Origin of the sequence: Providencia sp. PROV061 (assembly GCF_011045655.1) — a bacterium.
Classification (GTDB): domain Bacteria; phylum Pseudomonadota; class Gammaproteobacteria; order Enterobacterales; family Enterobacteriaceae; genus Providencia; species Providencia hangzhouensis.
Genome location: NZ_CP042861.1, coordinates 1,714,703 through 1,737,584, shown reverse-complemented (window position 1 = coordinate 1,737,584; position 22,882 = coordinate 1,714,703). Strand labels below are relative to the sequence as shown.

The following is a 22,882-nucleotide window of genomic DNA, read 5'->3' as shown; positions in this document are numbered from 1 at the left end:
GGAGCCAATAATATTAATTAATCTATATTGTACACTGGGTAAAACAATAATGCTTCGGATAATACGGGTTTTCAAACGAAAACCCGTATTTGTAGCATTTAGCTAGACCCACTAACCAAATTATAGTGGACCAATTCGACTAAAGCGAATACCTGTCGGCCATTCATTTTCTTGCTTATCAAGACTTAACCAAATAAATACCGCGCGACCAACTAAATTCTCTTCCGGCACAAAGCCCCACATACGGCTGTCAGAGCTATTATCCCTGTTGTCACCCATCATAAAGTAGTGCTTTTCAGGAACAATCCATTCATTCTTCGGCATACCTGGTTGCAAATATTTTGCTTCCGTAATTGCTTGACGAATAATCAAAATTTGATGCTCAACCGTATCCAATTTTTCACTACGTTCGTATTGACGCAATGCATTTCTTGGTAGAGGTTGGTCTAATGGAATTTCATAATTGCCCTTTTGGTTATCAACAACAGAACCGATATCAAGGAACATTGTCCATTCACTCGGCGCCAGAGGACCATAAACAATAGGTAAGGTCTCTGTACATTTGTTATCTGCACAATTAGGGTAAATTGTGAGTTCCTTTGCATCTGGGTTATAAATAATTTTATCACCCGGCATTCCAATAACTCGTTTTACAAAATCAACATTAGGATCTTTTGGGTATTTAAAAACTGCGATATCACCACGTTTCGGTTTACCTGTTTCGATTAATGTCGTTTGTGTGATTGGATCTTTCAAACCATAAGCAAATTTCTCAACCAACATAAAATCGCCAACTAACAACGTTGGCATCATTGACCCTGAAGGTATTTGAAATGGCTCATAAATAAATGAACGCACAATCAGTACAATCGCTAACACAGGGAAAATAGACGACCCTGTTTCAAGCCATGATGGACGGCGGACAGCATTTGCCACATCCGCCTCACTCACTGCGCCATTTGTTGCATCCTGTAACTGCTTAAGTTTTGCTTTACGCGCAGGTGCAAATTTAAACTTGTCTAAACACCATATAATCCCAGTGATTAATGTTGCCAGTGTTAGGATCAAGGCAAAGGTGTTAGCCATTGAGACTCCTTGTAAACTTAGTCTTTACCAACATGCAATATAGCAAGGAACGCTTCTTGTGGTAGCTCAACGTTACCAACTTGCTTCATGCGTTTCTTACCATCCTTTTGCTTCTGTAACAGTTTTTTCTTACGGCTAACGTCACCGCCATAACACTTAGCAAGTACGTTTTTACGCAGTTGTTTAACTGTAGAACGAGCAATAATGTGGTTACCGATCGCAGCTTGAATCGCAATATCGAACTGCTGACGCGGGATCAACTCTTTCATTTTTTCAACCAGTTCACGGCCGCGATATTGAGAATTCGCACGGTGAGTGATCAAGGCCAAAGCATCTACACGCTCATTGTTGATAAGAACATCAACACGCACCATGTCTGATGCTTGGAAACGTTTAAATGCATAATCTAAAGATGCATACCCACGAGAAGTTGATTTTAAGCGGTCGAAGAAATCCAATACCACTTCTGCCATTGGGATTTCATAAGTCAACGATACTTGATTACCATGATAGACCATATTGGTCTGAACGCCACGTTTCTCAATACAAAGTGTAATAACGTTACCTAAATATTCTTTAGGCATCAGCATATGACACTCTGCGATTGGTTCGCGTAATTCTTCAATATTGTTCAATGCCGGTAGCTTAGATGGGCTATCGACATACACGATATCACCATTGGTCTGCTGCACTTCATACACTACAGTTGGCGCAGTGGTAATCAAATCAAGGTCATATTCACGTTCTAAACGTTCTTGAATGATTTCCATGTGCAGTAAGCCAAGGAAACCACAACGGAAACCGAAACCTAGCGCAGTAGAAGTTTCTGGCTCATAAAATAAAGACGCGTCATTTAGACTTAACTTACCTAGTGCATCACGGAATGATTCATAGTCATCAGAACTGACTGGGAATAAACCAGCGTAAACCTGTGGTTTAACCTTTTTAAAACCAGGTAATGCTTTATCCGCTGGATTACGAGCCCCTGTTAGCGTATCCCCAACTGGGGCACCAGTGATGTCTTTAATTGCACAAACTAACCAGCCCACTTCACCGCAACTCAAAACATCACGGTCGATTTGCTTAGGTGTGAAAATACCGAGGCGATCTGCATTATATACTTGCCCGGTGCTCATCACTTTAATTTTATCGCCTTTTCTCAATGTTCCGTTTTTAATACGGATCAATGAAACAACGCCTAAATAGTTATCAAACCACGAGTCAATAATAAGTGCTTGCAAAGGCGCATCCGCATCCCCAATCGGAGGTGGGATCTCTTTAACAAGGCGTTCAATCACATCTTGAACACCAATACCTGTTTTTGCAGAGCAGCGAACTGCATCATGCGCGTCAAGGCCAACAATATCTTCTATTTCATCAGCAACACGCTCAGGATCTGCAGCGGGTAAATCAATTTTATTTAAAACCGGAACCACTTCTAAATCCATTTCGATAGCGGTATAGCAGTTTGCCAAGGTTTGAGCCTCAACGCCTTGCCCTGCATCAACCACCAGCAAAGCACCTTCACAGGCTGCTAATGAACGAGATACTTCATAAGAGAAGTCTACGTGACCCGGGGTGTCAATGAAGTTTAATTGGTAAGTTTCACCATCTGACGCCTTATAATCAAGCGTCACGCTCTGTGCTTTAATAGTGATCCCACGCTCACGCTCTAAGTCCATCGAGTCTAAAACTTGTGCCGCCATTTCGCGGTCGGTTAAGCCACCACAAATTTGAATAATGCGATCTGACAAGGTCGACTTACCATGGTCGATATGAGCAATGATGGAAAAGTTTCTTATATTATTGATTTTCAAGGTAATATCTTCTTTTAAATTGCCTTACAAAATCAGCTTTGTGCAAGTATCGCGACAAAACTAAAATGCTATGATTATCACAAGATTGTTAATTAGCAGCATTTTACATATAAGAACCCGCTAACACAAAGATTCAATGTAAAACAACTGTAAACCTGCATCAGGTTAATAGGTTAGTCGTCATAATTCATCATTAATACAAACCACATCAACCACGCTTATAGCCATAATCAATCTATTGTAATTTCTAACTCAAAACAGACAAAATATGTTAATGACTTTATTAGCCATAATACTATTTGTATGTTAATTAATTCTAATCCACAAAAAAGGGAAACATATGTTCCCCTTTCTATTGATAATATCAAATTAACCTTCTAACTCAACATATTGAAATTTAGCAATTAATTTGTACTGAAAGCTCGCTCGGAGGCAACCCTATCTGTAAAACAACAGGTTGAAAAGCTTCATCATCGCGCAAATTTGACGCTAGCCTACGCGCGACATAAAAACCAATAATACCACCAATTACACCTGAAATCGCTATCCAGAACTGCTCAAAATCAAACGCCTGCGCTAAGCCTGCAAAAATAAACAACCCCAAAATGGGTGTTAAGTAAACTAACAGCGCTGAGCGAATTAAACTCCCCTCAGGGATGCCCACTTCAATTTTCTGCCCTTCAACTAGTGGTTGTTCAATTGCGATTTCTAATTCATGTTCCGTATTTGGCCCAATTTTGCTTAAAGCATAAGAACCACAGGTTTTACGAGCACCGCAACTACCACAGCCGGATGAAGAACCATAGCGCAATAAAGCCCTACCGTTTTGCCAACGGACTACTGTTGCCCACTCTTTTACCATAATTTACTCCCGAAACTGAATACTACCTGCTACCACTTGTGCTGTTGCTAATGGTAATTCACCAATGATAGTGATGACATTTTGCTTTTGCGTCATTGTGTAAATAGTTCGACGCCCATTTTGAAGCGGTTGATCGAGTAACGGGCCTTTAGTCGATTTTGTCACATTTACAGAAAAGGTAAATAAACCATCACTAAACATTGCGGTTTCTACCACGTCATCTTCAGCTAATTTTCGCGAAGAACGGGATATTTCTTCAAAACCAGGTGGTAACATGCCAACTTGCCACTTAAAGGAAGGATTTCCATTTTTAGGGGAAATCAATAATGGCGGCATATTCACTTTACTTAACGCAAGTAATGAGTCCTTAACTGTTTGGCTATCTAGCACCGTCGAGATCACACGAAATTGTTCTAATGTTTGGCTATTATTATCGAGAAGGTCGATACGTAATGGCAATTTCGTTTCTTCATCGATCAATACTACATAGTTAAACCGAGAATTGTCTTTCGATATTATGCGAATTACTAATGCTGGCCTATCGCCAATGTGGGTCCGCCCTGCATCAATAAAATTATAATAAGGTTTAATCTGTTGATAATTGGCAAAAACTACTGATGGTAAATTATCAACTATATATTTACCATTTAAGCTGAATGCATCAAAACCAGGTTCAAAGTAACTGATGCTATTGCCTTTTTGAACAATTTCACGACGCGATGAATCCATTTGGATCATTTGTGAAACAGGTTCACCATTAATGATGGCATGGCGGTAACGTACAGGTGTTATTGATTGAGGACTGAATGTCATATAAGACATTTCGTAAGAGAGGTTCTGGGCAGCATTTCCCATTTCTTTAAAAAGAACATCGGCATCTAGTTCAGATGCCGAAGCTTGATTAGAAATAATCAGGCTGCCCGTCAGGCAGATGACGGATAACCATTTGTTCATTATTGCAATTTAACTCCTGCTGAAGACGCAGGTTTTACAGACTCTTGATATTGCTGGTTAAGCATCGAGCGTCTTTCAATTTCATACTGTTGCAGCATCGCATTAATACGTTGATTTTGTTGCTCAACTTGTTGAATTTGCTGCTCATTACCAAATAATTGGTTATCTGAGATATTTAAGCTAACTGGCGCCCCGCTACCAACAGGAATAGTATTAAACATTGGCTCATCAACCGGTGAGTCAACGGCATTACTTTGGTTGTATTGCTGAACCCCAACAATAACCGCCAAAGACACACAAGCTGCAACACCAATTTGAGTCAGCTGGCTCGCCCAAGGACGAATTTTACCCCAGAATGGGAAAGCCCCCCAAGTCGCAGGCTCTGGCTGCGATTCGACAACTACCTGAGGATTAATACGCACAGCTTCATTCTCTAATGCTGCCGCAACTTTACTTGCAATATCGAAGTGCATGACTTCATTAGTATCGTTACGCAGAGTATCACGAATAAGATGATAGCTCTCCCAACGTTGTTTTAACGTTGAATCACGTGAAATAGCGTTGACCAGTTCTAAGTCTAGTACTTCACCATCCATCATTGCGGAAAGTTTCTCTCTTTGCATGCCCAATTACCTTCAGTTAATTGCATCACAATTATATTTAATTGACTGATTTAACAGACTAATACTGTTGAATCAGAGGCTGAACTTTATTATCAATCGCTTCCCTTGCCCTAAAAATACGAGAACGTACGGTGCCAACAGGGCAATCCATTATTTCTGCGATTTCTTCATAGCTCAAACCATCTAACTCGCGGAGAGTAATTGCCATTCTAAGATCTTCTGGCAGCGATTCGATGGTCCGGAAAACAACTTTCTTTAATTCATCAGACAACATTAAGTTCTCTGGGTTCGAAATTTCTTTTAAGGCACCAGCGGTTTCAAAGTTTTCTGCATCACTCGCTTCCAAGTCCGACGCAGGTGGGCGTCTATCTTGGGCAACTAAATAATTTTTAGCTGTATTTACCGCAATCCGATAAAGCCAAGTATAAAATGCGCTGTCACCACGAAACGAACCAATGGCGCGATAAGCTTTTATAAATGACTCCTGCGCAACGTCAGGCACATCTGCTTGCGGTACATAGCGGGATACTAAGCTTGCGACTTTATGCTGATATTTTATCACCAATAAGTTGAAAGCTTGTTGATCGCCTTTTTGTACCTTTTCAACCAAAATCTGGTCGGTCAGTTGCTCGCTCATTCCAGGAAGTATCTCCCGAATTCAGGCCGATAATATGTTAACTTGATCATGTTCTCCCTTCCTAAAGCAAGCACTACTTTGAGTAGTAGAACTCGTTGAAGTTCAATTTAATCTAAAAAAATAGTCAAAAATTTACAAAACCGATAAAAAAATTACTGAGACGATCTTAAAGATCCTTATTAAAACAACTGCCTATAATATTCTTTCAGGCCTATAAGACAGCATACAGATTTTAGGCGCGAATGCGATAGCTATCACACTAAAAGCATTTGAATACGTAAATAGCGCTAGGTCAATATACTGTGCCTTAACAACCATCCACTAATAGCAATAGGACACTCGATAGGCTAACATAAAAAACTCAATACATACTATTATATACATGCAAACACTTATGAACGAATCCACACAGCATTACACTGATATTTTAATCATTGGGAGTGGTGTCGCAGGACTTTCAGCTGCCTTACGGCTCGCCCCTTTTCATCAAGTGACCATTCTCAGTAAAAGCAGCCTCAGCGAAGGGGCATCATATTACGCACAAGGTGGTATTGCCGCCGTTTTTGATGACACTGACAGCATCGAATCCCATGTAGAAGATACGCTAATTGCTGGTGCAGGTATCTGCCAGAAAGAAGCTGTTGAGTTTATTGCCTCCAATGCGAAACATTGCGTGCAATGGCTTATCGACCAAGGTGTTTTATTCGATACTGAAATTACCGAAAGCGGTGAAACACAGTATCATTTAACCCGTGAAGGTGGCCATAGTCATCGGCGGATCCTCCATCATGCTGATGCCACAGGAAAAGAAGTTGAAACCACGTTAGTTAACCTCGCTTTTGCCCACCCAAGCATTCATATTAAAGAACGCTATAATGCCGTCGACCTTATCCTTTCTAATGAGGCTGAATCGCCACGAATTTTAGGCGCTTACGTATGGAACCGCCAAAAAGAGCAAGTTGAAACCATTCGAGCGAAAACGATTGTTCTAGCAACGGGCGGCGCGGCTAAAGTTTATCAATATACCACGAATCCAGATATTTCTTCTGGTGATGGTATCGCAATGGCGTGGCGGGCTGGCTGCCGTGTTGCTAACCTTGAATTTAATCAATTCCACCCAACGTGTTTATTTCACCCACAAGCACGTAATTTTTTATTAACTGAGGCATTACGTGGTGAGGGGGCTTACCTCAAGCGTCCTGATGGTAGCCGATTTATGCCAGATCACGACGATCGCGGTGAACTTGCTCCTCGCGATGTTGTTGCACGAGCTATTGACCATGAAATGAAACGCCTTGGTGCTGATTGCATGTATTTGGACATTAGCCATAAGCCTAGCGATTTCGTTAAAAACCATTTCCCGACTATTTATGCAAAATTGATGACGTTAGGGCTCGATCTGACCAAAGAACCTATTCCTATCGTTCCTGCAGCCCATTATACATGTGGTGGCGTTATTGTAGATGAAACGGGTATGACTGATATCACGAATCTCTATGCAATTGGTGAAGTGAGCTACACCGGCTTACATGGTGCAAACCGTATGGCATCCAATTCACTATTAGAATGCTTGGTATACGGCTGGGCGGCGGCTGAAAATATTAATAAAACGATCAAACAGATCGACGAAATTCCCTATTTATCTGAATGGGATGAAAGCCGAGTGCATAACTCAGATGAACAGGTTGTTATTCAACATAACTGGCATGAATTACGCCTATTTATGTGGGATTACATGGGAATTGTGAGAACCACAAAACGGCTTGAGCGCGCACTGCGTCGCATCCATCTATTGCAGCAAGAAATTCACGACTACTATGCAAATTTCCGCATTTCAAATAACTTACTTGAATTACGTAACCTAGTTCAAGTCGCTGAATTAATGGTTAGTTGTGCATTAGAACGCAAAGAAAGCCGTGGGTTACATTACACCTTGGATTACCCAGAACCACTTCCTAATTCAGGCCCCACTATTTTAAAACCTGAATAACGTGAGCTAGGGCCGGCCTTTGAGCCGGCTTTAATATTTCACATAAAATGGCTGAATTAGTTTACGAAATTCATCGGTATACTCACCCTTTTCATCTTTGAGTGCCAGCGATATTACTTGTGTTTGTATCTCTTGCAGTTGAATACCCAATAGCATGCGATGGTAGACCGTTGTAGGTTTATCACTAACATTGACGCGAAAAGCGGTAAACCAACCTGAATTCTCAGCCATCTTCTGTATTTTTTCACCAACTTCATAGGGCAGCACTAAACAAAATAGTCCATGAGATGTAAGACAGGATTTTGCACTTTCGAGTAATACATCATGAGTTAATGTCGCGGTATATCTCGCTTGGTCTCGTTTTTCATCCCGACACGCAACCGCAGGTTCAAAGTAAGGTGGGTTACTAACAATCAAATCATATTGAACCGATGACAACTGGCTGTAACTCACAATGTCTTGATTGATGACATGTAAACGATCCGCCCATGGGGATTCAATAAAATTTTCTTGTGCTTGCACTGCCGCGTCACTATCTAACTCGACGGCATCAACACATAACATTGCATTTCTTTGTGCTAGCATCAATGCTATTAGCCCACTACCGCTACCAATATCCAATACAGACTGAACACCGTCTACAGGAGCCCAAGCCCCCAATAGCACACCATCCGTCCCCACTTTCATCGCACATCGGTCATGAGCCACAAAAAACTGTTTAAACGTAAAACCGCCTTTACGGTAATTCTTTTTTTGCTTACACATGCAAACACTCTAATTGTCTAATACTTGTTCGAACATTCTCATACTAAGCAAATAAAAGTCATAATTTAACCTATTTGCTACAATATAATTCTCATAATATGAGAATTATATTTGAGACGAAAAAAATTTACTGATAAGTTCGAAAAAAAGGAGATGCCATGAACAGTATAAATAGAACCTTAGACATCTTGTCTTACATCACAACTTGCGCATCTCCAGTGACGCCACAGTCTATCTCATCAGCGTTAGAGATCCCATTATCAACCGTCTATCGTTTACTAACAATTCTCATAGATTGGGAATTTGTATCTCACGCAAAACAATATGGAACATACTGTGTTGGCTCGCAGAGTATCAAAAATCAAGAAAAATACTATCACCACAGTTTATTGATGAGCGCGTCTAAACAAGAACTGCAAACTTTAGCGAAAAAAACCCAAGAAACCGTGGCGATTATCACCTCAAATTTACGAGAGACCATTTGTGTCGACATGATTGAGAGTGAACAAGCGCTGCGCTGCTCTTTTATTATTGGCCGGGGCAATACTTTAGTTAAAGGAGCAAGTGCGAAAACATTGTTAGCTTTTCGTCATGAACTCTATCAAAACCAAGTACTTGAAGCTCATACAAAGCAGTTAACCACTGAACAACAAAAAATAAAGCTACAACAAGATTTACAACAGATACGCAAACAAGGTTACGGCATGTCTGTGAGTGAAATCGATGAAGGCGTACTGGGTGTTTCTGCACCGATTTTCAAAGGTAATGATGTGTTAGCTGTCGTTTCAGTTATGGCACCTGAATTTCGTTCTACACATCGCGTGGATGAATTTATCACGCACACCTGCCAAACAGCGCATAACATCACTAAATTAATTAACTTGGAGTAACTATGACACAACCTTTCCAATGGCAAGGGCGCACAGATGGTGAAACGCAAGAACATTTGCGCATCCACCAAGTCATTAATAAACACACACCTGCCAAGTTTGCATTAATTGGTTTTGCTTCTGATGAGGGCGTCCGACGCAATAAAGGTCGCCAAGGTGCAAAAGCAGGCCCTGATGCAATTCGTCATCAACTGGCAGGTTTGCCTATTCATCAACCACTTGCAATCAAAGATGTCGGTACAATTCGCTGTGATGATGGCAATTTAGAAGCAGCACAGCGCCGTTTATCCGACCAACTTATCGCCCTCCTCGCAGATAACCAAAAACCGATTGTCCTTGGCGGCGGTCATGAAGTTGCATTTGCGAGCTTCCAGGGCCTGTTTGACTACGTTGAACAACATCAAGCGGGTAAAACGATTGGTATTATTAACTTTGATGCACATTTTGATTTGCGTGAAGCCCCTGTCGCCACTTCTGGCACTCCATTTTTACAATCAGCCATGTTGTGCCAGCAACACCAACGCTCTTTCAAATATTTATGTTTAGGCATCGCAGATCATGGCAATACAAAAATATTATTCGATACCGCAGATACGCTAGGTTGCCAATATATCCGCGATAAAGAACTCGCTTATTCCAAGCTGCCTCAAGCGATTGAAAAAATTAAAAAATTTATTGACGAAGTAGAATATTTATATGTCACCGTTGATTTAGATGTCTTTTCTGCTGCTATTGCGCCGGGCGTTAGTGCACCAGCGCCAAAAGGCATTTCTACTGAAATTTTTGATGAATTGTTTGCCATTATCAAGAGCAGCCAAAAAATTGCGGTTTTTGATATCGCAGAATGTAATCCTGAATTTGATATTGACAACCATACCGCCAAACTCGCGGCTTATTTGATATACCAATATTTATTCTAATAAAACAACACAACAACTCGACTGATAAATACACTGTTTCTCACGCTGTTAAGATTATTAATTTTCAAACACCACAATAAAAATAGCTTTGAAGTTGATTATCAAACTAGCCGTAACACAATAACTTAATGGTTTTTAACTATTGAATTTCGCGTTACAGCTAGGCAGCAAGTGACGTTATCCCTAGGAGCATACAAAAGTATGTGACTAGGGTAACGGAGCGCGGCCAACAACGCTGTAGCGCAATAACTTAATGGTTTTTAACTATTGAATTTCGCGTTACAGCTAGGCGGCAAGTGACGTTATCCCTAGGAGCTACAAAAGTATGTGACTAGGGTAACGGAGCGCGGCCAACAACGCTGTAGCGCAATAACTTAATGGTTTTTAGCTATTGAATTTCGCGTTACAGCTAGGCGGCAAGTGACGTTATCCCTAGGAGCTACAAAAGTATGTGACTAGGGTAACGGAGCGCGGCCAACAACGCTGTAGCGCAATAACTTAATGGTTTTTAACTATTGAATTTCGCATTACAGCTAGGCGGCAAGTGACGTTATCCCTAGGAGCATACAAAAGTATGTGACTAGGGTAACGGAGCGCGGCCAACAACGCTGTAGCGTGAAAGACAACAGTTAAAAAGGGAAAAATATGATTCTACACCTCGACACACTCTCCACCCTCTTCCTAACGGTGATCTGCCTACTCATGGGGATCCACTTAAAGAAACGTATCGAATGTCTACAGCGCTTTTGTATCCCTTCTCCCGTCATTGGCGGCTTTCTGGTTAGTTTGATTATTTGGGGGCTCAAATCATTTAATCTGGCCGAAATCAATTTTGATACCAGTTTACAAACCTTCTTAATGGTCGCTTTCTTTACCACTATTGGTATTGACGGCAGCTTCCGTATTTTAAAAAGTGGTGGTCGGTTACTCTTTATCTACCTGTTTATCTGCTGGTTTGTGGTTATTTTCCAAGACACCTTTGGTGCAGGCCTAGCTCATTTACTCGGTGTTGATCCCGTTATTGGTATCATGGCTGGTGGCGTTTCTCTTACTGGGGGACATGGTGGTGCAGCAGCCTTTGGTGGCATGGCTGAGGGCCTTGGCGTGCAATCCGCAACGGTTGCCGCAATTGCCGCAGCAACATTCGGCCTAATTACAGGAAGTTTACTTGGTGGTCCGATTGCAACGTTCTTAATTAAGAAATTTAACGTGCAGATTAAAGCTGATGAAAATGTTGAGCGAGTTCAAGTTCCTGAAACCATTGCTGGAAAAATTGAATCCATCGATGCTCACGCCTTTTTAAAAATGCTAGCACTTGTTCTTGGAATTATGGTTATTGGTCAATTCGCTTCAGCGCAATTTACCAAAGCAACCGGGTTTTCTTTGCCGAGCTATGTTGGAGCAATGATCATTGCGATTGTTATTCGCAATATTAATGACCAAGTAGAATTATTCCGTATTAACCAAAAGTCGGTTGACCTTATCTCTGAAGTTTCGCTTGGCCTATTTTTGACTATGGCGATGATGTCATTGAAAATATGGGAGCTAAAAGCTGTTGCTTTGCCATTATTCACCATTCTATTGGCGCAAGTCATTATTTTAATTCTATTAGTTGTCTTTGTCATTTTCCGCTTATTAGGCAAAAACTACGATGCCGCAGTAATGTGTGCTGGCCTAATGGGGCACGGCTTAGGTGCGACGCCAAATGCAATGGCGAATATGTCCTCTGTTTGTGAACGTTACAAACAAGTGTCAATGAAAGCTTTCATGATTGTGCCACTCAGTGGTGCCGTGCTCATTGACTTAGTTGGTATTCCTTATCATACATGGTTAATTAATATACTTAGCTAAGTTAGATAAGCATGAAGGAGGAAAAGCTCTTTCCTCCTTCAATTATTTATCTTCTCTATATTTCACTCACATGCATTGATATATCGCTCCCTGTCCACAGTGAAAACAGTTACACTTGAGCAAAGCTGATTTTTTCAGGTGAACAATTTTGCTAACCTGTTTATAATCAGCGCCCCAAATAGAGGTATATCATGACTGCATCCACTTTTACTGAACTTGAACTTGATGAAAGCCTAATTGATGCGCTTTCAGATAAAGGCTATCAACGTCCAACCGCTATTCAAGCGGCAGCTATTCCTGCTGCAATGGATGGCCGCGATGTATTAGGTTCAGCTCCGACAGGTACAGGTAAAACCGCCGCGTTCTTACTACCTGCGATCCAACATTTACTTGATTTCCCTAGAAAGAAATCAGGGCCGCCTCGCGTTCTAGTTGTCACACCGACTCGTGAATTAGCCATGCAGGTTGCTGACCAAGCAAAAGAATTATGTGCCCATAATCACCTAGACATTGCAACAATTACGGGTGGTGTTGCTTATATGAATCACTCTGAAGTTTTCAGTGAAAATCAAGACATTGTCGTCGCAACAACAGGCCGTTTACTCCAATATATTAAAGAAGAAAACTTTGACTGTCGTGCAGTTGAGATTTTGATCCTTGACGAAGCTGACCGCATGCTCGACATGGGTTTTGCCAATGACATAGAAACAATTGCAGGCGAAACGCGCTGGCGCAAGCAGACCATGCTGTTTTCTGCAACTCTTGAAGGCGAAGCTATTCGTGACTTTGCTGAGCGCTTATTAGAAGACCCAATTGAAATTGACGCCGACCCTTCACGCCGTGAACGTAAAAAAATTCAGCAATTTCATTACCGTGCTGACACACTAGAGCATAAAACGGCATTACTGTGCCATTTGTTAAAACAAGATGAAGTCACCAAAGCTATCGTCTTTGTGCGTAAGCGTGAGCGTTTGCGCGAATTAGTCCAATGGTTACGTGAAGCGGGTATCGAACCTTGTTATCTTGAAGGTGAAATGCCGCAGGCTAAGCGTAATGAAGCGGTACGTCGCCTAGTTGATGGCCAAGTTAAAGTACTCGTTGCAACAGATGTTGCTTCCCGTGGCTTAGATATCGAAAACGTTAGCCATGTTTTTAACTTTGACTTACCTAGAACTGCAGATGTGTATTTGCACCGTATTGGCCGTACCGGCCGAGCTGGACGTAAAGGAACCGCAATTTCCTTAGTCGAAGCGCATGACTTCCCATTATTGGGTAAAATTACTCGTTATATTGAAGAACCTATCAAAATTCGTGTGGTTGATTCTTTACGTCCAACAACTAAAGCCCCTTCAGAAGCGATGCTAAATAAGCCAAAACCGTCGAAGAAAGTGCTTGCTAAGCGTAAAGAAAAGAAAAAAGAAGAACAAGCTAAGAAAAAAGAAAAAGTACGCCATCGCGATAAGAAAAATATTGGTAAACGTCGTACTCCTGCTAGCCCTTCTATACCAACAGCTAGCGATAAAAGCTAGTCACTAAAAACGGGTTTAGGCCCGTTTTTTATTTAGCCCATCATTTGAAAAACTTTATCTCGCATTTGTTTGCCTTCATGAGTTAGCAAATCATACTTAATAATATGGCTACCAAGTATATCCTTACAATCTAAGCCTTTATTATTTTTAATTCGCCAATCGGCTCCATTTTCCAATAGTAATGTAGCAACATCAAGTGCATGGCTATTTAACGCATCATGTAAAGGTGTGTTCCCCAAACTATCTTTAATATTCACTGTTAATCCATTTTTTAATAAAAGTTGCGATTGTATAAGACGGCCATTTTGCGCAGCTAAATGCAAAATACTTTTTTGGCCTCTGGATTGAAACATTTTAATTGTTTGACCATATTGAGATTCCATTAGGGCTGCCATAAACTGCCCATTAACTGTTCTGACTGATTGTTGTGCCAATAAACTAATGTCACAAGGTTTGTGGTCTAATGATAAAAGTGCTGAAAACTCCGTTATATTTCCTTTTTTGATAGCACTTTCACAACATTCCTGCCAACTCATTTCCTGTTTTTCTTCTTTAGTTGGAAATATTTCTAGTGGTATTTCTTGTACCTTATTATATTCACCTGTGATTGCATTCCAATTATTCCATGGCTTATGTTTGCACATAACCCTAATAATTTTAAGCATTGAATGAGCAATAAAACTTCTTGTTAATAAACGGGTGGGTAACCAATTTTTCCAAGAGCTATGTTCGCTATAAGCCATTTTAATACAATTTCCCAACGCAGAAGGGATCGGTAAAGAGTTTTGTAATCCATCGAGCCAATCATATTGCACCGTGTAATAACGTATCAACCCTTCTTGTGCCATTTTTTCAGCAACGTGATAATCAATCCCAATATTATTAATAGTATTTTTTGCCAGCCCTGCAGGACTGAATGCGATACAGGGTGATTGACTCGCTAACGCCGCTATTGATGCCAATCCTCCACCTAATGAGTGCCCTGTACAAATTGTGTTTCCATTAACTGCATTGAATAAAACATTCATCAAACCAACAGCTTGAAAATATTGAGACTCATAAAAACCAAGGCCTTGACGAATATTACTGTAAAAATCGATAATATCGTTAGTACCAGCAAAACAAAGAATATATAAATCATTAAATCGACAGATATTAGCTTGAAAACCTGTTTGCTCGTCGTTTAATAGTTCCGCATTAATTCCGAGATCAAAAATCTCTTTATTACTTAATCTTTCAACACCCTGAATATTCCGCCAATTTTTATGATAAGCACCTTGCGCTAATAGAGCCAAAATATAGTCATTTTGTTGTGCATGACCTCCTAAGAAGTCTTCTCTTAATATCTCTTTAGGCCATAAATCTGTTATACAAGGTTTAATTTCTTGATGTTGGTGCTGCAAATAAATATTTAAGTTTTCTCTAACAAAAATATATTCATCTTTTTTTGATAATGTTTGTAGTGTTGATAGTGACATGAATTCTCCCTAACAAGTGTATTTGTTGGAAGAATATTGAAATACAAATAACCAAGGTGGGAAATAATCAACTTTATTAGGAACAAATAAAAAGCCATTGGTAACAATGGCTTTAGAATTTATTATGCATTACTAGATGTAATTACATTTAATATTTATTACAAGCTTTCAGTGAAAGTACGAGTAATAACATCACGTTGTTGTTCAGGCGTTAATGAATTAAAACGCACTGCATAACCAGAAACACGGATTGTTAATTGTGGATATTTTTCTGGGTTTTTAACTGCATCTTCTAATGTTTCACGACTTAATACGTTAACATTTAAGTGCTGACCACCTTCAACACGTACAGTTGGTTTCATTTCTAAAGGAACTTCACGATACTCAAAAGCACCTAATTCGTCTTTAGCAACGATTTGCCCTTCGTTATAATCGGCTTTCGCACAAACACAACGAGCTTCATTTTTTTCGTCATCCAGTAACCAAAACGAATTCATCAATGCTGCATTATCAGTTTTAGTAATTTGAATACCTGTAATCATGTCGACCTCCACGTTCGAGCTAGATTGCATTCGATTTGCTTAATAAATCGAAGCTACATTAACCATCAATCTTATGAAAACTTGTAATTGGATATTTGGTCTAACCAATGTATATAGGTATTTTATACCAGCTAGATCCCCTATTTTCTTTGATATTTATCAATTATTCCGCTTAGTAACTAATTCAACCAACCCAACATTATGATTTAAATCAAAATTCATAATTCACTTTTTTAACTATTTTTATATATTTTCAATTTTTTTTAAAGATTAATACTCAATATCAGGGCTTTATCTCTCCCTCATGAACCAGTAAGCTTATAGCTATCAACTGGTTCATATAATTGTTCCTTCTTAAATTCATTGTTATGGAATATTTCATGTCAAACTCCATTACGTGGCACGATGTTATTGGCCCTGAAAAATCAAAACCTTATTTCAAAGAAACGTTGGCTTATGTAGCAGAACAACGCAAAAATGGTAAAATTATCTATCCTGCTCAAGACGACGTTTTTAATGCATTTAGGTATACCGAGCTTTCTGATATTAAAGTTGTTATCCTTGGGCAAGACCCTTACCATGGGCCAGGGCAAGCTCACGGCCTCTCTTTTTCCGTACTCCCAGGAATTAAGCCACCACCATCATTAGTCAATATGTATAAAGAGCTAGAAAAAGATATTAGTGACTTTCAAAGGCCTAATCATGGGTACTTGCTCAGTTGGGCTCAACAAGGTGTTTTACTCCTTAACACCGTCCTCACCGTCGAGCAAGGCAATGCCCATTCCCATGCACATTTAGGTTGGGAAACATTTACAGATAAAGTTATTGAAGCAATTAATGAAAATACCGAGGGCGTGATCTTTTTACTCTGGGGCTCTCATGCCCAGAAAAAAGGTAAAATTATTGATACTAAACGCCATCATGTTCTGAAAGCCCCACATCCTTCCCCACTTTCTGCTCATCGCGGGTTTTTAGGTTGTGGGCATTTTTCACAAACAAATGAAATTTTAGCTCAGCAAGGCAAAAAACCTATAGATTGGACACCTGTAATTAGCGAATAATTTCAAATTGCGGACAATAAAAAATGGGATACTCACGTATCCCATTTCATCGATTATTTAGACACAATAACCATTGCAGGTCTGAGTAAACGGTTATTTAACGTGTACCCTTTTTGCATCACATCAATCACATGATTAGCTTGGTGATCAGGTGACTCAATCATCGTCATCGCTTGGTGAACTTCAGGGTTGAATGGCACATTCACTTCACTGACAGGCTCAATACCGAACTTAGCCACTGCATCTAAAAAGGTTTTTAACGTTAAATTTAAACCTTCTAACATCGCTTTAGACTCTTCACTTTCGTGATCAGCAGCTTCTATTGCACGTTCCAAGTTATCAATCACTGGCAATAATTCATTTGAGAATTTTTCCAGTGCAAATTTATGTGCCTTTTCGATATCTTGCTCAGTCCTACGACGAATATTTTCAATTTCGGCGTGTGCACGTAACATCGCTTCACGTTCAGTTTTTTGTGAAGCTTCTAACTGTTGCTCAAGCTCAGCAATACGCGCGGCTAACGCTTGTTCGTCTGCTTGTAACTCATCAGCTTGTTGAACGCTGGCTTCTTGCTCAGCTTGAACTTTTTGTGATTCATTTTGTTCAAAAGCTTGCTCATCATGCATGTTTTGGTCTTTACTACTCATGAATATCTCCGCGTATTTAGCATTAATCCCATATATGAGAGTATTATGGGGATCTAATACAGGGATTCAAGGGAAGTCATACAATCAGAGGCCAAAAAAGTATGCGAAAGGACAATAATACAGCACTACCACATTTTAAAACGATAGGCATTGTCGGGCACCCTAGGCATCCTGAAGCATTGGCAACTCATGAATTAATATACCATTGGTTAATTTCAAAAAATTATCATGCCATTATCGATAAACAAGTTGCTAAAGATTTAAAATTAGCTAATGCCAACACTGGTACATTAACTGAAATAGGCCAACAGGCTGATTTAGTTGTCGTCGTTGGCGGGGATGGCAATATGCTTGGCGCAGCTCGTATTTTATCCCGGTATAATAATAAAGTGATCGGTGTAAATCGTGGTAATCTCGGTTTTCTTACTGATTTAGACCCTGATAATGCATTGCAACAACTTTCAAGTGTTCTTGAAGGAAAATACCGCGAAGAAAGACGTTTTTTACTAGAAGCACAAGTCATTAAAGCTAACCAAAAAGCACGTAAAAGCACCGCAATTAATGAGATTGTTCTGCACCCAGGCAAAGTTGCGCATATGATCGAATTCGAGGTTTACATTGATGAAAAATTTGCCTTTTCTCAACGTTCTGATGGTTTGATCATCGCCACACCAACAGGTTCTACAGCTTATTCTCTTTCCGCAGGTGGCCCTATTTTAACCCCAAACTTAGATGCTATTGTATTAGTTCCAATGTTTCCACATACCTTATCCTCCAGACCACTGGTGATTAGCAGCGACAGCAGTATTCGGTTGAAGTTTTTACGAACAAATATTGATTATGAAGTCAGCTGTGACAGCCAAATTATGCTCCCTATTCAGGATGGAGAGGAAGTTATTGTTAAACGTAGTAATAAAAATCTTAATTTAGTTCATCCACAAGATTACAATTATTTCAATACGTTAAGTTCAAAATTAGGCTGGGCTAAAAAAACTTTTTAATTTTTTCACTCTGCCTCTTTACTGTATAAAAAAACAGTCATACACTGTATTAAAACACAGGTGTGTATTTTTACAGGAGAGCGCAGATGCTTACCCAACTAACAATCAATAATTTTGCAATCGTACGTGAATTAGAAATTGATTTCCGTAATGGTATGACAGCCATAACCGGTGAAACAGGTGCGGGTAAGTCCATTGCTATTGATGCTCTTGGCCTATGTTTAGGTAATCGGGGGGAAGCCAATATGGTACGCCCTGGTGCACTGCGTGCTGATCTTTGTGCCCGTTTTTCCTTAGTTGATGCTGAGATGGCTGCTAATTGGCTTATTGAGCACCAACTTGATAACCAAAATGAGTGCTTATTACGTCGGACTATCTCTCCTGACGGCCGTTCCCGAGGTTTTATTAACGGCGTTTCTGTACCTTTATCACAACTTAGAGAACTCGGTACATTACTGATCCAAATTCATGGCCAGCACGCGCACCAACTCTTGCTAGATAACACTCATCAAAAGTCCCTGCTTGATGCCTATTCAAACCAGCAAGAACTACTTGCTCAAATGAAAAAAGCATGGAAAACATGGCACGACTCCTGCCAACAATTAGCCGTATTTCAAAAAGAGATGCAAGAGCGTGAATCTCGGCAACAGTTGCTGGAATATCATCTAAAAGAACTGAGCGAATTCCTTCCTGTTCAAGGAGAATTTGAAGAGATAGACCAAGAATATAAACAACTCGCTAATCATGGGCAATTTTTATCTATTGGTCAAACAACCACGCACATACTATCTGAAAATGATGATGCGAACGTCATTAGTTTATTAAATATGGCAAAAAATGAATTGACTGATCTCGTTGCTCTCAATCCGAAATTTTCAGAACTTCTCGATATGCTTGAAGAAGCATCAATACAAGTCAGTGAAGTCAGTGATGAAATAAAACATTATTGCGATCAATACGAACTTGATCCCAACCGTTTATTTGAACTTGAGCAACGTATCTCTAAACAAATTAGCTTAGCTCGAAAACATCATGTTAGCCCCGAGGCACTACCTGAACTATTTCAACAGTTATTGACTGAGCAAGAACAAATTGCTAATCAAAACGAAGATTGTGAAACTTTAAACGAGCAAGTCGCTATCGATCATCAAAAAGCATTAGCTTGTGCAGAGCGTTTACACCATGTGCGGCTGCATTATGCCCAAGAGTTAAGCACGCTAATTACCAACAGTATGCATCAACTTTCAATGCCTCATGGTCTGTTTACTATTGATGTGAAATTTATACCAGAACAATTGCAGATTGATGGTGCATGTAAGATAGAATTCAATGTTACAACGAACCCAGGCCAGCCACATCAGGCGCTCGCTAAAGTTGCTTCAGGTGGTGAACTATCGCGTATCGCACTAGCTATTCAAGTTATTACCGCTAAGAAAATGGATACTCCAGCGTTAATTTTTGATGAGGTCGATGTGGGTATTAGCGGACCAACAGCCGCTATTGTTGGTAAGTTATTACGTGAGTTAGGTGAATCAACTCAAGTCATGTGTGTAACGCATTTACCTCAAGTTGCAGGTTGTGGACATCATCATTTTTATGTAAGCAAAGAAACTAATGGCGTTGAAACTGAAACTCATATGCAGCTATTAGATAAAAAATCTAGATTACAAGAGCTTGCGCGCCTTTTAGCAGGTTCAGAAGTCACCAAAAATACACTAGCCAACGCAAAAGAGTTACTTGCAGCATAATTTTTGACAACTTTTTTACGCTCATGTGGTCTTAGAGTCGATAAGGAAGGTTTTAAATTGTATCAATGTCGATTATCATTGATGTTCTGACTCCAAAAGGAATGAGATATCCATGCGTTATAAATTGTTAACTGCTGCCGCACTATCACTCGCATTAATGTCTACGGGCTGTTCAATGATGGAACGTCTTGTCTATCACCCAGACATTAACCAAGGTAATTACCTCACAGCGAAAGATGTTGCTAAGATCCAAAAAGGAATGACACAGCAACAGGTCGCTTATACTTTGGGCACGCCAATGTTATCTGACCCGTTTGGTACTCAGACTTGGTATTATGTTTTCCGCCAAGAACTAGGGCATGACCCAGTTCAGCAAGAAACTTTGACTCTGATTTTTGATCGCAATGGTATTCTTACTGACATCAAAAACGAGAAAAATCTTGCCGCGCAGGAATCAATGGAAGCTGCTGAAACAAAAGCATCAGAAACTAAAACAGCTGACTAACCACAAACACTAAGAACCACCTAGTGTGATAGTAACAACCTGTTTTATGAAGGACTTATTCAGGCGGGTTGTTATTATGAGTATCTTTATTAAAAATTTATTTAGACTCAACTTGTATAAATAAATTTAAAGACAAAAACCGAGCTTTGCTCGGTTCGCTACGTATAATCGGTTTACTTATTTTTAACTTCTTTAGACTTTTCCGCTCGTTTGCGACGTAATTCTTTTGGGTCTGCAATCAAAGGTCGATAAATCTCAACACGATCCCCATCTTGCACTAAATCTGTCAATTTAGCAGGGCGACTATAAATACCAATCTTATTTTTTTTAAGATCAATATCATCTCTAAGAGCTAAAATACCAGAAGCTAGTATTGCTTCTTCTATTGTCGCCCCCTCTTTCACTTTTACTGATAGCAAAAATTGCTTTTCAGGAAGCGCATATGCCACTTCAATATTCAGCTCAGACACTGTATACATCCTTTGCTCTTAAAGTGAAGGCTTGAACCATATTATTAGCTAATTCCTTAAAAATTTTGCCAAATGCAAGTTCTATCAATTTATTTGTAAATTCAAAATCAAGGTGAAACTCGATTTTACAAGCATCAGGACTTAAAGGAATAAATTTCCAACCACCAGCTAATTTACTAAATGGCCCTTCCACAAGTTGCATATGAATGCACTTGTTATCCTCTAGCACATTTTTTGTGACAAAAGTTTTGCTAATACCTGCCTTTGACACTTCAACAGAAGCGGTCATTTCTTCAGAACTATGACTAATAATTCGGCTACCCACACACCCCGGCAAAAAGCTCGGATATGAAATAACGTCATTAACGAGTTTATACATTTGTTCTGCGCTAAAAGGGACCAACGCAGAGCGACTAATCTGTGGCATATCAATTCCTATCCCCAAAAACTGAGCGTATAATACCATCTTTGATTGGTTAAACAAAAAACAAAACCCACATAGGGCAAGATTTGCACAATCAAAAAAATATCAGCTTAGAAAGATTTCTTTCAACTCAGCTTACAGTATAATGATTGCACTATGACAAAGAAAAAACCATATAAACCCGGTTCAGCAACAATTGCTATGAACAAGCGTGCTCGCCACGAATATTCTATCGAAGAGGAGTTCGAGGCGGGTCTATCCCTACAAGGTTGGGAAGTCAAATCACTCCGTGCGGGCAAAGCCAACATTGGAGATAGCTACGTTCTTTTAAGGGACGGCGAAGCTTATTTATTCGGTGCAAACTTCACACCGCTGACTGTTGCATCATCGCACGTTGTGTGCGACCCAACTCGTAGTCGAAAATTACTTTTAAATCAACGTGAATTAGATACACTCTACGGTAAAGTTAACCGCGAAGGTTATACCGTTATTGCACTTTCTCTCTACTGGAAAAATGCATGGTGTAAAGTTAAAATCGGCGTTGCCAGAGGTAAAAAATCTCACGATAAGCGTTCTGATATTAAAGAACGTGAATGGCAACTCGATAAAGCACGTATAATGAAACATTCTAACCGCTAACCTCTAGCTTTATAGAGTATTTTTCTGTTATACTACGCTCAACAACTTGGGGCTGATTCTGGATTCGACGGGATTTGCGAAACCCAAGGTGCATGCCGAGGGGCGGTTGGCCTCGTAAAAAGCCGCAAAAAAATAGTCGCAAACGACGAAAACTACGCTTTAGCAGCTTAATAACCTGCTTAGAGCCCTCTCTCCCTAGCCTCCGCTCTTAGGACGGGGATCAAGAGAGGTCAAACCCAAAAGAGATCGCGTGGATGCCTTGCCTGGGGTTGAAGCGTTAAACTTAATCAGGATAGTTTGTTGGTGGCGTGTCTGTCCGCAGCTGGCAAATGAATTCAAAGACTAGACTAAGCATGTAGTACCGAGGATGTAGAAATTTCGGACGCGGGTTCAACTCCCGCCAGCTCCACCACTATCTAACGACCTGATTCTTAACAAGTTTC

Annotated in this window: 22 protein-coding genes and 1 other RNA gene; 11 read left to right on the top strand and 12 right to left on the bottom strand. The window is 40.0% G+C overall.

Translation table 11 applies throughout. The annotated features are described in order from the left end of the window. Positions 1–120 precede the first annotated feature (120 nt). From lepB to rpoE, 6 genes are all read right to left on the bottom strand, one after another. On the bottom strand, positions 121–1,086 hold the full coding sequence (lepB, locus tag FVA72_RS07830) for a signal peptidase I (protein ID WP_004264979.1): 966 nt from the start codon (positions 1,084–1,086) through the stop codon (positions 121–123). 17 nt (positions 1,087–1,103) lie between these two features. Further along, positions 1,104–2,897 carry a translation elongation factor 4 gene (gene lepA / locus FVA72_RS07825; protein WP_036959062.1) on the bottom strand — a complete coding sequence of 598 codons (1,794 nt, stop codon included), beginning with the start codon at positions 2,895–2,897 and terminating at the stop codon, positions 1,104–1,106. A gap of 403 nt (positions 2,898–3,300) precedes the next feature. Beyond that, positions 3,301–3,765 (bottom strand): SoxR-reducing system protein RseC, encoded by a 465-nt coding sequence (gene rseC, locus FVA72_RS07820; protein ID WP_004264981.1) that lies wholly within the window; start codon positions 3,763–3,765, stop codon positions 3,301–3,303. A 3-nt stretch (positions 3,766–3,768) separates the two neighbouring features. Then, a complete protein-coding gene (gene rseB / locus FVA72_RS07815; RefSeq protein ID WP_004264982.1) occupies positions 3,769–4,719 on the bottom strand; it encodes a sigma-E factor regulatory protein RseB in 951 nt (316 codons plus the stop codon). Next, a complete protein-coding gene (gene rseA, locus FVA72_RS07810) occupies positions 4,719–5,342 on the bottom strand; it encodes an anti-sigma-E factor RseA (RefSeq protein WP_110591977.1) in 624 nt (207 codons plus the stop codon). Before rseA ends, rseB begins: the two co-directional genes overlap by 1 nt. Before the next feature lie 58 nt (positions 5,343–5,400). Continuing rightward, on the bottom strand, positions 5,401–5,979 hold the full coding sequence (gene rpoE, locus FVA72_RS07805; RefSeq protein WP_004264984.1) for an RNA polymerase sigma factor RpoE: 579 nt from the start codon (positions 5,977–5,979) through the stop codon (positions 5,401–5,403). A gap of 394 nt (positions 5,980–6,373) precedes the next feature. Here rpoE and nadB point away from each other — a divergent pair, with 394 nt between their 5' ends. Next, entirely contained in the window at positions 6,374–7,969 is a 1,596-nt protein-coding gene (nadB, locus tag FVA72_RS07800) for an L-aspartate oxidase (RefSeq protein ID WP_165119680.1), read from the top strand. A gap of 30 nt (positions 7,970–7,999) precedes the next feature. Here the strand turns inward: nadB and trmN are convergent, their stop codons facing one another. Continuing rightward, entirely contained in the window at positions 8,000–8,734 is a 735-nt protein-coding gene (gene trmN, locus FVA72_RS07795; protein WP_110591979.1) for a tRNA(1)(Val) (adenine(37)-N(6))-methyltransferase TrmN, read from the bottom strand. A 158-nt stretch (positions 8,735–8,892) separates the two neighbouring features. On the opposite strand from trmN, the gene FVA72_RS07790 reads away from it, so the two are divergent. The 4 genes from FVA72_RS07790 to srmB all read left to right on the top strand — a co-directional run bounded on the left by FVA72_RS07790 (position 8,893) and on the right by srmB (position 13,924). Next, positions 8,893–9,624, top strand: a complete 732-nt coding sequence (locus FVA72_RS07790; RefSeq protein ID WP_004912819.1) for an IclR family transcriptional regulator — start codon at positions 8,893–8,895, stop codon at positions 9,622–9,624. A gap of 2 nt (positions 9,625–9,626) precedes the next feature. Continuing rightward, positions 9,627–10,544: a formimidoylglutamase gene (hutG, locus tag FVA72_RS07785; RefSeq protein WP_110591980.1), complete on the top strand. Its 918-nt coding sequence runs from the start codon at positions 9,627–9,629 to the stop codon at positions 10,542–10,544. A gap of 645 nt (positions 10,545–11,189) precedes the next feature. Continuing rightward, complete coding sequence (gltS, locus tag FVA72_RS07780; protein WP_110591981.1) at positions 11,190–12,395, top strand: sodium/glutamate symporter; 1,206 nt, start codon at positions 11,190–11,192, stop codon at positions 12,393–12,395. A gap of 191 nt (positions 12,396–12,586) precedes the next feature. Beyond that, positions 12,587–13,924, top strand: coding sequence for an ATP-dependent RNA helicase SrmB (gene srmB / locus FVA72_RS07775; protein ID WP_110591982.1), 1,338 nt, complete (start codon positions 12,587–12,589; stop codon positions 13,922–13,924). A 32-nt stretch (positions 13,925–13,956) separates the two neighbouring features. On the opposite strand, the gene FVA72_RS07770 is transcribed toward srmB, so the two are convergent. Then, positions 13,957–15,402 (bottom strand): ankyrin repeat domain-containing protein, encoded by a 1,446-nt coding sequence (locus FVA72_RS07770; protein ID WP_110591983.1) that lies wholly within the window; start codon positions 15,400–15,402, stop codon positions 13,957–13,959. A gap of 158 nt (positions 15,403–15,560) precedes the next feature. Beyond that, positions 15,561–15,944, bottom strand: a complete 384-nt coding sequence (gene grcA, locus FVA72_RS07765) for an autonomous glycyl radical cofactor GrcA (protein ID WP_036959024.1) — start codon at positions 15,942–15,944, stop codon at positions 15,561–15,563. Positions 15,945–16,324: 380 nt separating this feature from the next. Between grcA and ung the strand changes: the two genes are divergently transcribed. Further along, positions 16,325–17,005, top strand: a complete 681-nt coding sequence (ung, locus tag FVA72_RS07760; protein WP_110591984.1) for a uracil-DNA glycosylase — start codon at positions 16,325–16,327, stop codon at positions 17,003–17,005. Positions 17,006–17,058: 53 nt separating this feature from the next. Here the strand turns inward: ung and grpE are convergent, their stop codons facing one another. Next, complete coding sequence (gene grpE / locus FVA72_RS07755; protein WP_004264998.1) at positions 17,059–17,652, bottom strand: nucleotide exchange factor GrpE; 594 nt, start codon at positions 17,650–17,652, stop codon at positions 17,059–17,061. 101 nt (positions 17,653–17,753) lie between these two features. Here grpE and nadK point away from each other — a divergent pair, with 101 nt between their 5' ends. The 3 genes from nadK (at position 17,754) to bamE (ending at position 20,906) form a co-directional block, all read left to right on the top strand. Next, positions 17,754–18,653: an NAD(+) kinase gene (nadK, locus tag FVA72_RS07750; RefSeq protein WP_110591985.1), complete on the top strand. Its 900-nt coding sequence runs from the start codon at positions 17,754–17,756 to the stop codon at positions 18,651–18,653. Positions 18,654–18,739: 86 nt separating this feature from the next. Then, positions 18,740–20,401, top strand: a complete 1,662-nt coding sequence (gene recN / locus FVA72_RS07745; protein ID WP_110591986.1) for a DNA repair protein RecN — start codon at positions 18,740–18,742, stop codon at positions 20,399–20,401. 112 nt (positions 20,402–20,513) lie between these two features. Continuing rightward, positions 20,514–20,906: an outer membrane protein assembly factor BamE gene (bamE, locus tag FVA72_RS07740; RefSeq protein WP_004265001.1), complete on the top strand. Its 393-nt coding sequence runs from the start codon at positions 20,514–20,516 to the stop codon at positions 20,904–20,906. 173 nt (positions 20,907–21,079) lie between these two features. On the opposite strand, the gene FVA72_RS07735 is transcribed toward bamE, so the two are convergent. Both FVA72_RS07735 and FVA72_RS07730 read right to left on the bottom strand, forming a co-directional pair. Next, the gene (locus FVA72_RS07735; RefSeq protein ID WP_153673938.1) at positions 21,080–21,385 is read right to left on the bottom strand and encodes an RnfH family protein; all 306 of its coding nucleotides are present in this window, start codon (positions 21,383–21,385) and stop codon (positions 21,080–21,082) included. Beyond that, positions 21,369–21,803, bottom strand: a complete 435-nt coding sequence (locus FVA72_RS07730) for a type II toxin-antitoxin system RatA family toxin (protein WP_036959027.1) — start codon at positions 21,801–21,803, stop codon at positions 21,369–21,371. Before FVA72_RS07730 ends, FVA72_RS07735 begins: the two co-directional genes overlap by 17 nt. Before the next feature lie 153 nt (positions 21,804–21,956). On the opposite strand from FVA72_RS07730, the gene smpB reads away from it, so the two are divergent. Together smpB and ssrA are read left to right on the top strand one after the other, a co-directional pair. Further along, on the top strand, positions 21,957–22,439 hold the full coding sequence (smpB, locus tag FVA72_RS07725; protein ID WP_004265004.1) for an SsrA-binding protein SmpB: 483 nt from the start codon (positions 21,957–21,959) through the stop codon (positions 22,437–22,439). Positions 22,440–22,487: 48 nt separating this feature from the next. Beyond that, positions 22,488–22,851: a transfer-messenger RNA gene (ssrA, locus tag FVA72_RS07720) on the top strand. Positions 22,852–22,882: the final 31 nt, after the last annotated feature.

What these genes read in the sequence shown, in the direction of transcription:
- srmB (WP_110591982.1), top strand. Translation starts at nt 12,587, where the DNA reads ATGACTGCATCCACTTTTACTGAACTTGAACTTGATGAAAGCCTAATT.
- rseB (WP_004264982.1), bottom strand. Translation starts at nt 4,719, where the DNA reads ATGAACAAATGGTTATCCGTCATCTGCCTGACGGGCAGCCTGATTATT.
- grcA (WP_036959024.1), bottom strand. Translation starts at nt 15,944, where the DNA reads ATGATTACAGGTATTCAAATTACTAAAACTGATAATGCAGCATTGATG.
- gltS (WP_110591981.1), top strand. Translation starts at nt 11,190, where the DNA reads ATGATTCTACACCTCGACACACTCTCCACCCTCTTCCTAACGGTGATC.
- hutG (WP_110591980.1), top strand. Translation starts at nt 9,627, where the DNA reads ATGACACAACCTTTCCAATGGCAAGGGCGCACAGATGGTGAAACGCAA.
- trmN (WP_110591979.1), bottom strand. Translation starts at nt 8,734, where the DNA reads ATGTGTAAGCAAAAAAAGAATTACCGTAAAGGCGGTTTTACGTTTAAA.
- FVA72_RS07770 (WP_110591983.1), bottom strand. Translation starts at nt 15,402, where the DNA reads ATGTCACTATCAACACTACAAACATTATCAAAAAAAGATGAATATATT.
- rseA (WP_110591977.1), bottom strand. Translation starts at nt 5,342, where the DNA reads ATGCAAAGAGAGAAACTTTCCGCAATGATGGATGGTGAAGTACTAGAC.
- grpE (WP_004264998.1), bottom strand. Translation starts at nt 17,652, where the DNA reads ATGAGTAGTAAAGACCAAAACATGCATGATGAGCAAGCTTTTGAACAA.
- rpoE (WP_004264984.1), bottom strand. Translation starts at nt 5,979, where the DNA reads ATGAGCGAGCAACTGACCGACCAGATTTTGGTTGAAAAGGTACAAAAA.
- FVA72_RS07790 (WP_004912819.1), top strand. Translation starts at nt 8,893, where the DNA reads ATGAACAGTATAAATAGAACCTTAGACATCTTGTCTTACATCACAACT.
- bamE (WP_004265001.1), top strand. Translation starts at nt 20,514, where the DNA reads ATGCGTTATAAATTGTTAACTGCTGCCGCACTATCACTCGCATTAATG.
- ung (WP_110591984.1), top strand. Translation starts at nt 16,325, where the DNA reads ATGTCAAACTCCATTACGTGGCACGATGTTATTGGCCCTGAAAAATCA.
- rseC (WP_004264981.1), bottom strand. Translation starts at nt 3,765, where the DNA reads ATGGTAAAAGAGTGGGCAACAGTAGTCCGTTGGCAAAACGGTAGGGCT.
- nadB (WP_165119680.1), top strand. Translation starts at nt 6,374, where the DNA reads ATGAACGAATCCACACAGCATTACACTGATATTTTAATCATTGGGAGT.
- lepB (WP_004264979.1), bottom strand. Translation starts at nt 1,086, where the DNA reads ATGGCTAACACCTTTGCCTTGATCCTAACACTGGCAACATTAATCACT.
- smpB (WP_004265004.1), top strand. Translation starts at nt 21,957, where the DNA reads ATGACAAAGAAAAAACCATATAAACCCGGTTCAGCAACAATTGCTATG.
- recN (WP_110591986.1), top strand. Translation starts at nt 18,740, where the DNA reads ATGCTTACCCAACTAACAATCAATAATTTTGCAATCGTACGTGAATTA.
- nadK (WP_110591985.1), top strand. Translation starts at nt 17,754, where the DNA reads ATGCGAAAGGACAATAATACAGCACTACCACATTTTAAAACGATAGGC.
- FVA72_RS07730 (WP_036959027.1), bottom strand. Translation starts at nt 21,803, where the DNA reads ATGCCACAGATTAGTCGCTCTGCGTTGGTCCCTTTTAGCGCAGAACAA.
- FVA72_RS07735 (WP_153673938.1), bottom strand. Translation starts at nt 21,385, where the DNA reads ATGTATACAGTGTCTGAGCTGAATATTGAAGTGGCATATGCGCTTCCT.